8 protein-coding genes and 1 CRISPR repeat array are annotated in these 13,686 nt (G+C 40.4%); of the genes, 1 reads left to right on the top strand and 7 read right to left on the bottom strand.

Features of this window, described 5'->3' with window-relative positions:
- Positions 1 to 250: 250 nt before the first annotated feature.
- Positions 251 to 2,158, top strand: a complete 1,908-nt coding sequence (locus tag H6G57_RS01390; protein ID WP_242048838.1) for a DUF1565 domain-containing protein — start codon at positions 251 to 253, stop codon at positions 2,156 to 2,158.
- A 261-nt stretch (positions 2,159 to 2,419) separates the two neighbouring features.
- Positions 2,420 to 4,994: direct repeats of the CRISPR family, unit length 37 nt; unit sequence GTTATAATAACCACAAATCCCTTTCAGGGATTGAAAC.
- A 22-nt stretch (positions 4,995 to 5,016) separates the two neighbouring features.
- Here H6G57_RS01390 and H6G57_RS01395 read toward each other — a convergent pair.
- From H6G57_RS01395 to H6G57_RS01425, 7 genes are all read right to left on the bottom strand, one after another.
- Positions 5,017 to 5,859, bottom strand: coding sequence for an ABC transporter permease (locus H6G57_RS01395; RefSeq protein WP_190515409.1), 843 nt, complete (start codon positions 5,857 to 5,859; stop codon positions 5,017 to 5,019).
- A gap of 19 nt (positions 5,860 to 5,878) precedes the next feature.
- On the bottom strand, positions 5,879 to 6,790 hold the full coding sequence (locus H6G57_RS01400; RefSeq protein WP_190515411.1) for an ABC transporter permease: 912 nt from the start codon (positions 6,788 to 6,790) through the stop codon (positions 5,879 to 5,881).
- 49 nt (positions 6,791 to 6,839) lie between these two features.
- Entirely contained in the window at positions 6,840 to 7,934 is a 1,095-nt protein-coding gene (locus H6G57_RS01405) for a PotD/PotF family extracellular solute-binding protein (RefSeq protein WP_190516274.1), read from the bottom strand.
- A 178-nt stretch (positions 7,935 to 8,112) separates the two neighbouring features.
- Positions 8,113 to 9,678 carry a B12-binding domain-containing radical SAM protein gene (locus tag H6G57_RS01410; RefSeq protein WP_190515412.1) on the bottom strand — a complete coding sequence of 522 codons (1,566 nt, stop codon included), beginning with the start codon at positions 9,676 to 9,678 and terminating at the stop codon, positions 8,113 to 8,115.
- A 52-nt stretch (positions 9,679 to 9,730) separates the two neighbouring features.
- Positions 9,731 to 11,056, bottom strand: coding sequence for an aminotransferase class I/II-fold pyridoxal phosphate-dependent enzyme (locus tag H6G57_RS01415; RefSeq protein WP_190515414.1), 1,326 nt, complete (start codon positions 11,054 to 11,056; stop codon positions 9,731 to 9,733).
- Complete coding sequence (locus tag H6G57_RS01420) at positions 11,049 to 11,525, bottom strand: acyl carrier protein (protein WP_190515415.1); 477 nt, start codon at positions 11,523 to 11,525, stop codon at positions 11,049 to 11,051. The genes H6G57_RS01415 and H6G57_RS01420 overlap by 8 nt, the downstream gene beginning before the upstream one ends.
- Positions 11,526 to 11,772: 247 nt before the next feature.
- On the bottom strand, positions 11,773 to 13,563 hold the full coding sequence (locus tag H6G57_RS01425; RefSeq protein WP_190515417.1) for a fatty acyl-AMP ligase: 1,791 nt from the start codon (positions 13,561 to 13,563) through the stop codon (positions 11,773 to 11,775).
- Positions 13,564 to 13,686 lie beyond the last annotated feature (123 nt).

Consider the following 13,686-nt stretch of genomic DNA (forward strand, 5'->3'; position numbering starts at 1 on the left):
GACCTTCGGTGCGTCGAAACAAAGTTCAAAATTCTTAATAGCCAAAAGGTTAAATTTAAGGCAAAATTAAGGCTGGTTTGACGCCATTGAAATTTTAAACTAATTTCAGTCCGTCAGAGTCGCTGAATTTTGGCTATCCGTTGTTGTAGTTTGACCCCCTGTTGTTATGCTTGGACAACCCTAAGCCGTAACTGTCAATGGAAGTACCCAAGCTTAACAACAAATTCAGGTTCTGAGTGCAACAACGGAAATGATCAATGCTAATCCGAACCTTCAGTCCTACCCCCCTACAATGACTCGACAACTCGGTATTCCTCAATCTTGTTTATGGTTTGTCCGAACTGCAATGCCATTTTCTTCACCATTTTTATTGAGGGTATTGCAATCTTTTTCCCCATTACTATTAGTGACTTTGGGGTTAGGATTGTTTCAACCTGTTTCTGGGTTAGCGGTTCCGGTGAAAAATCAACCGATAACACAAGCCAGCAATCGTTCAACGACGGTGATTTATGTGAGTTCAACAACGGGAAATGATCAAGGGCAAGGCACACAACAATCCCCTTTAAGAACGATTACAAAAGCGTTAAGTTTAGCCCAACGAAATACTGCAATTATTTTAGCACCCGGAACCTATAGTGGCGAAACCGGAGAACAATTTCCGATTATTTTACATGATAATATTACCCTGCAAGGCAATCCGAATACAAAGGGCAAAGATGTTGTGATTAAAGGCGGCGGGTTCTACACTAGCCGAACATTTGCCCGCCAAAATATTGCCGTATTAGGGGCAAATGGCTCAAAAATTAGTGGAGTAACGATTACTAATTCCAGTGACCGAGGCTATGGGTTATGGATTGAATCGAGTTCTTTAATTGTTTCTCAAAATACCTTTATTGGAAATACCCATGATGGGATTTCTGTGGTGGGAATGAGTGCGCCGATTATTCAAGAGAATTATTTTGCTCAAAATGGTGCAAATGGAATGACGATTTATGGAAATTCTCGCCCTGAAATCCGCAATAACGATTTTCAAAATACTGGATTTGGAATTAATATTGCTCAAAATGCAGCCCCTTTTGTGATCGGAAATCGTGTTGTTGATAATAAAGATGGGGTGGTGATTCAAGCTAACGCTCGACCGATTTTACGCGATAATCAAATTGAACGAAATCAACGAGATGGAATTGTCGCGATCGCTCAATCTTTACCGGATCTCGGTAATACTCAGGAACCGGGACGCAACGTGATTCGCAATAATGGCCGTTATGATCTCAATAACGGAACCCAAGGCCAACAAATTCAAGCCTACGGAAACCAATTATCCACCGCTAAGGTGTTTGGGGCGATTCAAGTGTCAGGAACCTACACCCCCGCCGCCGCTCCCTCTCCCCTGGTCAGTCAGATCTTAAACTCTCCCGCCCCCTCTCAACAGCCTGTGGCCATTGTTGCCAACGATCCCGCTACCCAGACCCCGATTAACACCGCTTCCGCCCTTCCGGTCTATCTTCCCGAATCCAATTCAAGGGCTCAAAACCCGATTCCCATTCCCGTTCCCGCCCCAACTCCCACTCAAACCTCCACTGCCATTCCCATTCCGGTTCCCCCTCCAGAATCTCCGAACTTACCTCCTTTACCGAATACTCGCCGTCCTCCCCAACCTCCCCCAAGACCTACCTCATCGGCGGACTCCCTGGCTGGGTCATTAATCTCAACCTTTTCCCGGTTAATCTTAAATCGTCCTTCCCCCCAGTCTCCCTCTCCCCGTTCCCAACCTCAACAAACACAACCGATTACCCAGCCGCCTCAACCGACTCAACCCGCTTCCATTGCAGCCATTGGGGTTTTGGCGGTTCCAGGGCCAGATATTCCCATTGGGTCGGGTGGGGGTTTACTTCCCAATGAGGTCGCCAGTGGGGGGGGTGAAACAATTCCTTTAAGTCCGATGGCTTTGGGCTTAAGGTATCGAGTGGTGGTCGAAAGTAGTAATGATAGTGAGCTTCGGCGGATTCGTTCAATTGTGCCAGAAGCCTTTCCTACGGTGGTTGCAGGGCGACAAGTTGTTCAAGCGGGAGCATTTCGAGATCAATATCGGGCCAATTGGCTATTACAACAGTTAACTAGCAATGGATTAAGGGCGAGAATTGAGTTAATGAATTAGTTTGGTTGCTGGTGACAACCGATAGCTGTTCAGAATAAGGTGGGGTAGATTTAGGGTTCAAACCTATGTCTGTTCAGGGTTTGAAGTCTATCATCCCCCCTATATGGTTGTCGCAATTCCTGAAACCTTTACTGAAAGAGGGTTTTAGCTTTTTTTTATTTTTGCCTCTTGCTCAGTTGATGGCTGAAATGATATATTGGGATCAGGTTATCGCAATTGCACCTTGAAAACTAAATATATTAAGGGTTTCAGAAGCCTGCGGTTATAATAACCACAAATCCCTTTCAGGGATTGAAACAAAATTTGATAGGTATGTTGAGGTGTTAAAGCCATTACGTTATAATAACCACAAATCCCTTTCAGGGATTGAAACTTATCGGAGTCGAACCCACACCCGACCAACAAAGTTATAATAACCACAAATCCCTTTCAGGGATTGAAACAGGATTAGGCGATGAAGAGGGAATTCTCCAATCAGAGTTATAATAACCACAAATCCCTTTCAGGGATTGAAACTTCCTGATAAATCCATTTAGTCCCTGTTGCAGCCGTTATAATAACCACAAATCCCTTTCAGGGATTGAAACATCTGTAGACGAATTTCGGACATTAACCGGAAAAGTTATAATAACCACAAATCCCTTTCAGGGATTGAAACGGGTAGCATCATCCCCATTTCTTTGAACGTGTCGTTATAATAACCACAAATCCCTTTCAGGGATTGAAACCCTTGATTTTTATCTACGCGCAAGCGCCCACGATAGTTATAATAACCACAAATCCCTTTCAGGGATTGAAACACCTCCTACGGGCTTCGGAGATATGGTTTTTCGCCGTTATAATAACCACAAATCCCTTTCAGGGATTGAAACAAATTAAATCTTTAATCAATTCCCTCTATGGACAGTTATAATAACCACAAATCCCTTTCAGGGATTGAAACATGTTCTAAACTTGCTGAACGTGAGGAACATATTAGTTATAATAACCACAAATCCCTTTCAGGGATTGAAACAATAGATTTAAAAAAGATTCTTTACTTTACTATATTCCTTGTTATAATAACCACAAATCCCTTTCAGGGATTGAAACCAACTTTTTCAGCCGGATTAATATCTATAGGAGGAGTTATAATAACCACAAATCCCTTTCAGGGATTGAAACAAACAATTCACCCTCTTTAAGTAATTCCTCATAAGAAGTTATAATAACCACAAATCCCTTTCAGGGATTGAAACTTAGGGTTCGCTATTGCTGTAAAATTAGTTAAAAGTTATAATAACCACAAATCCCTTTCAGGGATTGAAACGGACATCTAAGAGAATGATTAGATTTTATGATGCTAAAGGTTATAATAACCACAAATCCCTTTCAGGGATTGAAACTTTTTGCATAGCTTGACTTTTCAAAGAAGATGTGGTTATAATAACCACAAATCCCTTTCAGGGATTGAAACATTGCAAAGGAAATGCTATATATGATTGAGACACTGTTATAATAACCACAAATCCCTTTCAGGGATTGAAACGTAAAAAAGTACCATTTTATCGGCAAGTCGCCGATAGTTATAATAACCACAAATCCCTTTCAGGGATTGAAACAAATTAATTTCCCGAAGTCTGACAATTAAAGGATCGTTATAATAACCACAAATCCCTTTCAGGGATTGAAACTTGATAGATTAAAAGATAAGCATCATTTAGTTCTGTTATAATAACCACAAATCCCTTTCAGGGATTGAAACGGGTGACGGTGCGGCGGCGGGAATATGGTAACGGTTATAATAACCACAAATCCCTTTCAGGGATTGAAACCTGGTAGCATTCCTTTTGGAGATTTTTCAGTCGTTGTTATAATAACCACAAATCCCTTTCAGGGATTGAAACTTATTTTTAGATTTGGATTTTTTCTTAACAGCACCGTTATAATAACCACAAATCCCTTTCAGGGATTGAAACAGATATAATTTGGAAACCCGTTTTTTTGCCACCGATGTTATAATAACCACAAATCCCTTTCAGGGATTGAAACTGCTACCCTAGAGAATGCTGGGGAGGGGGCTGCCTTGTTATAATAACCACAAATCCCTTTCAGGGATTGAAACTATTGCAACACCACCAACGCGAAGGCATATTAGTTATAATAACCACAAATCCCTTTCAGGGATTGAAACCCTGTTGTAATGGTTTTAGCAAAATTTAAGGGGTTATAATAACCACAAATCCCTTTCAGGGATTGAAACTCATCTCAACGGCGCCGCCTTCCTCTTCCCATCGCTGTTATAATAACCACAAATCCCTTTCAGGGATTGAAACACTCAAGCGCCTAAACTTTATCAATTTGATTGGCGGTTATAATAACCACAAATCCCTTTCAGGGATTGAAACAACATGACACCAAATGGAACCAGAGCGACTCCCAGGGCTGGTTATAATAACCACAAATCCCTTTCAGGGATTGAAACAACATCTTGGAAAAGATTAGTGACAGGCACTTTGGTTATAATAACCACAAATCCCTTTCAGGGATTGAAACTGACAATATTTGAAAATCCATCATCACTCGATAAAGTTATAATAACCACAAATCCCTTTCAGGGATTGAAACTGGCTTTCTGACTGATACCACCTCTCTTTGTGTTTCTAGTGGTTATAATAACCACAAATCCCTTTCAGGGATTGAAACTTCAAGGTTTGTTTAAGAGACGCTAACGCTTAACTGGTTATAATAACCACAAATCCCTTTCAGGGATTGAAACTTTCGGTAAGTCCTGATCCCCCCAACGGCCGTAAGGAGGGTGTTATAATAACCACAAATCCCTTTCAGGGATTGAAACATCCCCCTTATCCCAATTTGGACTAATTTCTCATTCTTTTTCCTTCCCCTTGACTGCGTAAATATTCCCCAAATATTGCTAAAAATCCAGAAGCGATAATTAAGATTACACTTAAGGCATTAATATCAGGTTTCACCCCAGTTCTAATCCGACTAAAAATTTCCATCGGTAAAGTATTTGCCCCACTTCCAGCCGTAAAACTAGCAATTAAAAAATCATCCATACTTAACACAAAAGCCAGTAAACAACCTGATATAATCCCCGGCATTAATTGAGGTAATAAAACTTGAATAAACGCTTCTAGGGGAGTCGCCCCTAAATCTAATGCAGCTTCTTCTAAATGGGGATCTAAATCTGCTAATCGCGTTGAAACGACTAAGGCAACATAAGCCAAACAAAACACCACATGGGCGGCTACAATTGTCCATAAACTCAGGGGAATGGCAACGGCGGCTAAAAACACCAAAGTTGCAACGGCCATAGCAATATCAGGAATAATTAAGGGTAAATAGGAAACCCCTTGATAAAGTCCTTTTCCGGGGAAACGATAACGGGCTAATCCTACGGCCATTAATGTACCAATAACCGCCGCAATTCCGACGGCACAAATGCCCACCGTTAAACTATTTTTTAAAGCGGTTAAAATCCGCGTATCTTGAAATAATTTGATATACCATTCTAAGGTAAATCCCTCCCACCCTGCACTATATCGAGATTTATTAAAGCTATAAAACGTTAAAACAAAAATCGGCAGGTACATATAAAAAAACATTAAACCGACGAAAATCACCTGCCAAGAAATTCTAAACTTTGGTTTAGAAGCCATATCCAACATCTCCTCTGGTTGTTGTTGAACGTTTTGCATAATATTTTCCTAATTTCTATTAGCGAGAAGGTCGAGTATCCCCATATTTAATTAAAAGTGCGATCGCAATACTGACTCCAAATATTAACACCATACTTAATGCTGAACCAAAGCCCCAATTTTGAGTTAAGCCTAAAAATTGATTATAAATTAACCGCGAAACCGTCATACTTGAGGCTCCCCCCAATAATTCGGGGTCTACAAAATCCCCCAAGGAACTAATAAAAACTAACAATGAACCCGCAGCAATACCGGGTAAAGTTTGGGGAACTGTGACTTTCCAAAAGGTTTCAACAGGTCGCGCGCCTAAATCCGCAGACGCTTCTAATAAACGCCGATCTAATTTTTCTAAAGAGGCATATAAAACCGTGACCATATAAGGTAAATAACTATAGGCCATACCAATTAAAACCGCCGGAGTTCGATTCAATAATTCTAAAGCAGGTAATCCAATTAATCCTAAAACTGAATTTAAAACCCCCGTTGGTCTTAATATGGTAATCCAAGCATAGGTTCTTAATAAAGAAGATGTCCACAACGGTAAAACAAAGGCTAATAAGATTACATTTCGCCAGCGTTTGGGAGCTAATTGAGCAATCCAATAAGCAACGGGAAATCCTAATAATAAACACAAGACTGTGGTTCCAAAGGCAAAATATAGCGATCGCCAAATCACTAATAAATTAATCGGTTCAAATACCCGCAAATAATTATCAATACCATTGGGAATGACTAAATCCCCAGGACGAATATCCTTAACTAAACTCAGTTCAAAAATTAGTAATGTTGGGAATACTAATAAGAGTAATAACCACAACCCAGACGGCCCTAATAAAACTAAAGGCCCAAGCCATTGAGACGCTCGTTGTCGCCATCCCTTTTTAACAGGTTGTGGAGGAGAAGTCATTGGGGTTTTTGTGGAAATAGCCATAGTTTTGTTGTCGGTTTTTGGTTGTGGGTTAACGGTTAATAGTCAACACCTAACTGGTTAATTGTGTCCAATATCGTTCATAAATTTCAGTGGCTTTACCGACGGGGGAAATTGCTTCACTCCTAGCAATAACAGATTCAGGCGGAAATAAGGTCGGATCATTTCTTAAAAATTCTGGTAATCTTTCATAGGCTAATCTTGAAGGCGTGGCAAATTTTAATCGTTCAACTAAGGTTGCTGCAATGTCCGGTTGCAACATAAAATTAATCCATTTATAGGCTGCATCGGGGTTAGGAGCACTTTTAGGAATCACCATTGTATCCGTCCATAAGGATGATCCACTATCAGGAGTAATATATCTTAAATCCTCATTTTCCTCCATAATTTCGGCAGCATCGGAGGAATAACACATGGCAACAAATAAATCCCCAACAATCATTTGAGGTCGCCAAGAATCCGTTGAAAAAGAAGCGATCGCTGGACGTAATGCCACTAATTTTTCATAAGCTTGACGAATTTGATTGGGATCAGTGGCATTATAAGAATAGCCTAACATTCTTAATGTGGCTCCCATTACTTCTCGCACATCATTGAGTAACGTGAACCGCTTTGATAAGGGTTCTTGATTTTGCCAAAGATAATCCCAATCTTGAGGAGAAGTTTTGAGAGTTTTAGGATTAAAAATTAACCCCGTTGTTCCCCAACTAATCGGCACACTAAAACGACCTCCAGGGTCATAACCTGGGTCTTGAAATTGCGGAAATAAATCTTCTAATCCTACTAATAAGGAGCGATCCAGTTCAGTTAATAGCCCTAATGCCGCCATTTTCTGAACCATATATTCCGAAGGATAGATGACACTATAAGCTCCGGCTCCTCCGGCTTGCAGCCGTGCTAACATGGCTTCGTTAGAGTCGAAGACATCCGCCACAACTTTTAACCCGGTTTCCTCTCGAAACCGATTTAATAAATCTTGATCGGTGTAACCCGCCCAAGTATAGATGTACAAGGTATCTGAGGACACCTGGGTATTGGGGGTTGTTTTGACTTCAGCTAACGTCCAACCACAGCTTGAGAGGGACGATGCCACCATCGCTGCAACGGAAGTCTGCAAAAACTGACGTCGTGTTTGAGCAACCCTCATATTCCGATGTTGGTGTAGATAAGTCGGAGGCACTGTTTTTTTCTCAGTGGAAGTTTGACTAACAAAACAATTGAATTAATTTTCCCACAGGATAGGGTCAAAATACAGAAAACAGCAAGAGTCACCTACACAACCCAAGAAACCGGGTTTCTGATGTTCAAAAACCCGGTGTCGCTAACTATTGAGCAATAGTCGTTAGCTGACGTTGGGTTTCTACGGGTAGAGCTTGCAGTTGATGTTCGATTTTTTCTTTAACAATGGCGCGATATTCATAGAAATGTTCTACCTGTGCACAAACCACTAAATAATGATCTAAAACACGAGGTTTGTGCCGTAAAATATTCCATAAATAGCGCCAAAATGTCCAACGAGTTTTCCGTACAACTCCTTGATACCAACATAAGATAAACAGTGCCCGCATGGTTGTCCAATCCATTAATTTACCGCCAATGGAATTGGTTTTAGGTTCGCCGATCATCATAAAATGTCGATAGGTTCGATCTAAATATCGTTGGGGGTCATATAATTCCCAAAACCCATTAACATATTCATGGGCAATGTCTTCAATCGGTCGAGTGGGAATAAAATTCATTAAGGTGGTTTGATTAACATTTCCCGTTTGGGTAATTAATCGTCCTTCTTTTTCTAAACGATGCCAAAGGGCGGTATTCGGTAAAGCTTGCAACATACTAAACATAGCAATGGGAATTGTAGTTTTTTCTACAAACCGAACAATGCGATCGCCCGCCCCAGGTTTTTCTCCATCAAACCCAATAATAAATCCTGCCATCACCCGTAATCCAGACCGGATAATTTTTTCAACGGATTCACTCAGGGAATCACGAGTATTTTGATATTTTTTAGTTAAATTAAGGCTATCTTCATCGGGGGTTTCAATGCCTAAAAACACCGCTCTAAAGTTACATTCAACCATCAAATCCATTAATTCTTGATCTTGAGCTAAATCAATGGATGCTTCCGTTGATATTCGGAAAGGATAGTTGTTTTCTTTCATCCATACTTTTAATTCCCTCAGTAATAACTTAACGTTGCGTTTATTGCCAATAAAGTTATCATCAACGAGGAAAATTCCCTGCTTAAATCCTAATTCCCGTAATCGATCCAATTCTGCTATAAATTGAGCCGGGGTTTTAGTTCGAGGTTTACGACCATATAACACAATAATATCACAAAACTCACACTGAAACGGGCAACCTCGTGAAAATTGGAGTGAGATCATATCATAGGCATTCTTATCCAATAAATCAAAGCGAGGCGTGGGGGATGTGGTGACATCAGGTTTATCTCCTTCTATGCGAAAAACCCCCTTAGAATCCCCACGTTCTAAGGCTTCCACTAATAAGGGTAAGGTAATTTCCCCTTCATCTAAGACTAAATAATCAGCACCAGCTATTTCAGCTTCTTGGGGAGTGGATGTGGGATAGGGGCCACCCACAGCGACTTTTTTACCCCGTCGTTTAGCTTCTCGAATTTGAGCTAAAAAATCATCTTTTTGGACAATCATGGCGGAAATCATCACCAATTCTGCCCAATTCCATTCTGCTTCTGTGATGTCTCGAACGTTTCGGTCTACTAATTTAAACTCCCAAGATTGGGGTAAAATTGCCGCTACCGTAATTAAACCTAATGGCGGAAGTAAAGCTTTACGGTTTACTAAGGCGAGGGCTTTTTCAAATGACCAGAAACTTTGGGGAAAGATGGGATAAATTAGAAGAACACGCATTATTATGAACCCTTTACAGGATAATGCCCAAGGTAGCTAAATTCTGCAAAAATCAATGATTTTCTGGTAATTTTGCCACTTCTTCGGCAAGAGTGTCTACAGTATAACGAATTTGTTCTTCGGTGTGGTTGCAAGTAATAAAAAATCGCAAACGAGCTCCATTTTTAGGCACAGAGGGATAAAACATAAAGGGTACATTAATCCCCCGGTTAAACAAATTTTGAGACAGTTGCACCGACTTCCAAGAATCTCCTACAATAATCGGAATCACTGGAGAATCTTGACTTAATCCTGTATTTAACCCTTGATCTTTGGCTAACGTTAAAAACAATTGCGCCCGTTGATGTAACTGTTCAACTCGTTTAGATTCAGTTTTTAACAAGCGAATAGCGGCAATTACAGAAGCGGCATTTGGTGGAGAAATCCCCACACTAAAAACAAATCCAGGGGCAGTATATTTCAGATATTCAATTAATGCTTGAGATCCGGCAATATAGCCACCACAACTGGCAAAGGATTTGCTTAAAGTTCCCATCCATAAATCAACATCATGGGGATTAATCCCAAAATATTCACTAATGCCTCGCCCGTGTTTTCCTAAAACCCCAATGGAATGAGCTTCATCCACCATTAAAAAGGCTTTATGACGTTTTTTAATCTCTACAAATTCCGGTAAATTGGCAATATCTCCATCGGTACTATAAACCCCTTCTACAATAATTAAAACCCGTTGATAACGGTGACGCCGTTCTCGTAACATTCGCTCTAAAGCTTGACAATCATTATGAGGAAATGCGATCGCCGTTGCTCCCGATAAAACAGCCCCTTGCATTAAACTATTATGACTGAGGGCATCATGTAAAATTAAATCATGTTGTCCGAATAAATGCCCCACCGTTGTTACATTGGTGGCATGACCCCCCACAAAAACAATACTATCTTCCACCCCAATAAAATCAGCAATTTCTCGTTCTAATTCTTGATGAATGACCTTTTCACCTGATAATAACCGACTCGCCCCCGCAGAGGTTCCATATCGATCAATGGCTTCTTTGGCAAATTGAGAAACTATCGGATCGCCACACATTCCTAAATAATTATAAGTGGCATAATTAATATAATCCTGACCTCCAATCCTGGCTTGATCATTGGCAATACCTTCTTGCGCCCTAAAAAATGGGTTTCCTAATCCCAAAGCTGTCAGTTCTTGCTGTTGTTGCTTCAGATGCAGATATTCAGGAAATTGATTAAATTGATAATATTCAGCCGGAATCTCAGGAAGGGAAAGGGATTGTGCTTTTTTCCTCAATAATTCCGCCAGAAGCGATCGCTTTTCTTGAGAGGATAACTGACTCACTGATGGCGATAAATTAATCATTGTGGTCTTCCTGTTCCGCTAATAAAATATTTAATAAACTATCGACCTCTGCATCCGACAATTGATCCAAATGATGCAAAAGATGTTCAGCATCTTCAGGGGAAATGCCATTCTGATATTGAGCGATATCGAGTTTAGTCTGAGTCGCTAAATATTCAGCCAAGGTCGAAATATTGGGATAATCCCACAACAAAGTCGGGGGAAGGCGGCGACCTAAAATTGTTTCTAAGTCTCCAGAGAGATTAATCGCTTCGATGGAGTTGAGGCCATAATTGGCAAAATCCTCCTCTATATCAATCTCTAACGCTTCTAAACCCAATCGTTCTGCGAGTTGACTGACTAACCATTCCTCAATTGTGGTGACAGATTGGAAAGACTCAATACCATTCACCGACAATTCTGGATGATGTACCGTTCCCGATGGTTGCTGGGGTTTAGTCCCATTCATAGACGCATTTAACACTTGCATGGCTCACTCCTCCATCACCATAAAACTTTAGCATCCCAAGATATCAGTAATCAGTCATCAGTCATCAGTTATCAGTTTAAGAGTTAGTCGTTGGGAGTTAGTGGTTAGTTACTGACGGTTAGCCAGCGAGGATAGGCGTAACAAGGTGAAATTCCTCAAATCTGTCTAAATCCCTGATTACTGTTGGGAGTTGGTGCGTGTGCTGCGATCGCTGTATCCTACAAATTCCCTATTCCTTCCCTACTTCTTACTCGCCCAAGTTTCCGGCTAAAAAACTAGAACGACAAGCATGGCGTTGAATTTTGCCACTGGAAGTTTTAGGTAAGCTTCCAGGTTTTAATAATACGGTTGTATGAACCTGTAAATCATGGTTTTGAGAGATAGCCCGACGAATGGATTGAATTACCTGCTGTTTAATCGAGGTTTTGGCTGAACCGTTACCATTTTCCTGAGTACGGAGTTGTTGCCAATATTGACGTTCCATCTCGACCGCCACGACTAACCGTTCTTCTCCATCCACATCAATCGAAAATCCAGCGACTCCACTGGGACGAATTAAGGGGTGACTTTGTTCAACTGTCCATTCAATATCTTGGGGATAATGGTTACGACCGTTAATAATAATAATGTCTTTAATTCTCCCGGTAATAAATAATTCTTCAGCGTCTAAAAATCCTAAATCCCCTGTTCTTAAAAATGGGCCTTCTCCTGTTGTTAAATAAGCCTTAAATAAGGTTTCTGTTTCTTCTGGTTTATTCCAATATCCCTGTCCCACACTCGGCCCTGAAACCCAAATTTCCCCCACTTCTCCAGCTTGACAACAATTAAAGGTTTCAGGATTAACAATCAGTACCCTTTGATCGGATAAACATTGACCACAACCGACAAAGGTTTTAGCATTTTCTGTTAAGTTAGCATTCGGTTCATTAATAGCAATAATCTTATTATTTTCTAAGGCAATTGTATCAACGGTTTTAAAAACGGGTGCTGCTGTTTTTAAGCCTCCAGTAATTATTAAAGTTGCTTCAGCCATGCCATAACAAGGATAAAACGCTTCTCGCTTAAACCCATATTGAGCAAAAGTTTGAGTAAATCGTTCAATGACGTTATGATTAATCGGTTCTGCTCCATTAAATGCCACTTCCCAACTACTTAAATCTAAAGTTTCTAACTGTAACAATGGGTTAACCCCCCCCTTTCCGAAGACTTTCCTCACACATAAATCATAGGCAAAATTAGGCCCCCCACTGGTGGTTCCTTGATATCGAGAAATCGTTTGTAACCAGCGTAACGGATTTTGAACAAACATCAAAGGCGACATTAAAATAACGGGAAATCCACCAAACAGAGGTTCTAAAACGCCGCCAATTAATCCCATATCATGATAAGGAGGCAACCAAATGACCCCTTTACTATTAGAGGAATGACCAAAATGATCATGAATTGCAGCTAAATTATGTAATAAATTTTGATGAGAAATCATCACCCCTTTGGGGGTTGCGGTAGAACCGGAGGTATATTGTAAAAAGGCAAGGGTTTGAGGATTAATGGCTGGAGGTTGCCAATTATTTTCAATTTCTGTTTCTAAAATATCGGTTGTCAACCAATTTAACGGCGCAATATCAGACATTTGCGGAAAAAACCGTTGTAAACTGGATAAGGTGGATTCTGTCGTTAAAGCAATGGTGGCATTTGTATCACTAATAATTGCTTGTAAACGAGGAAGGGAGCGATCGGGTCGAGGGGGATAAGCGGGAACAGCAATCACTCCAGCATATAAACAACCGAAAAACGCACTAATATAATCTAATCCAGGTTGATACAGTAACAAAATTCGATCTTGCGGTTGACAAAGGGCTTGTAATTTACTCGCAATAGTTTGAGCTTTTTGGTTTAATTGTTGATAGGTTAATGTAACCGTTTCCGATTCCCCATCGACTAAAAATGTATAAGCAATTTGATTCGGTTGCTGGAATGACCGATGTTGTAAAAGTTCAATTAAAGTGGTCACTTTTAAAAAATCAAATGAATCAGTCATGAAAAAAATAGGTAATGTTTTGTTGTCTATCCTATCATTTATAGGGGTGTTTTACCTCCGTCCGTAGTTAGTCATTATTCAAGAATTAAGGATTTTCTTAACTCTTAAATCTTGAATGAATCA

The organism is Planktothrix sp. FACHB-1365, from assembly GCF_014697575.1.
Taxonomy (GTDB): domain Bacteria; phylum Cyanobacteriota; class Cyanobacteriia; order Cyanobacteriales; family Microcoleaceae; genus Planktothrix.